This is a genomic window from Dorea sp. 210702-DFI.3.125 (genome assembly GCF_020560945.1).
GTDB classification, from domain to species: domain Bacteria; phylum Bacillota; class Clostridia; order Lachnospirales; family Lachnospiraceae; genus Dorea; species Dorea formicigenerans.
Window position 1 is genome coordinate 1 of sequence record NZ_JAJCNF010000086.1, and the last position, 478, is coordinate 478.

At 50.8% G+C, this 478-nt stretch carries 1 protein-coding gene; it reads left to right on the forward strand.

Annotated elements, in window-relative coordinates; translation table 11 throughout:
• The first annotated feature begins 83 nt into the window (after positions 1-83).
• Positions 84-287, forward strand: coding sequence for a hypothetical protein (locus LI164_RS15650; protein ID WP_004614949.1), 204 nt, complete (start codon positions 84-86; stop codon positions 285-287).
• The last annotated feature ends 191 nt before the right edge of the window (positions 288-478 follow it).

Here is a 478-nt window from a genome sequence, read left to right on the forward strand (position 1 = left end):
AAAACCTTAAAAATGATACCGAGACGCTACACCAAAACAGCCTATCTGCGTACATCAGATAGAAACGGAGAAAGGAGCCGGTTATGGCAAGAATGAGCAACAAGCGACGGCTGGAATGGTCTTTCTTCTTAAATGACCGCAGCCGTATCACTTACAACGAACTGTGCCGGAAATGCCAGCACGAATGTAAACAGAGCTTCCGGGCGGTTGTGGTTGACTGCCCGAAGTATCTTTCCAAGCGTTCCAAGAAAAAGGACAAGACTGCCGGAAACGGCAAAATCCCTTAGGAACTAAGGGCGCACTTCTATACATAGTCTAAAGACCATGTATCGTGCGTCCTGCGGAGCTTACCTCTGCCGCTGATAAAATCAGCAATCCGAGGTCTGCGTTCGCTTCGCTCCGACAAGGTGGCTACACCCCCTTGCGCCGCTAAAGCGGCTATCCCCTGTGTACCCGCCGCAAAGAGAAATCCGCTCTG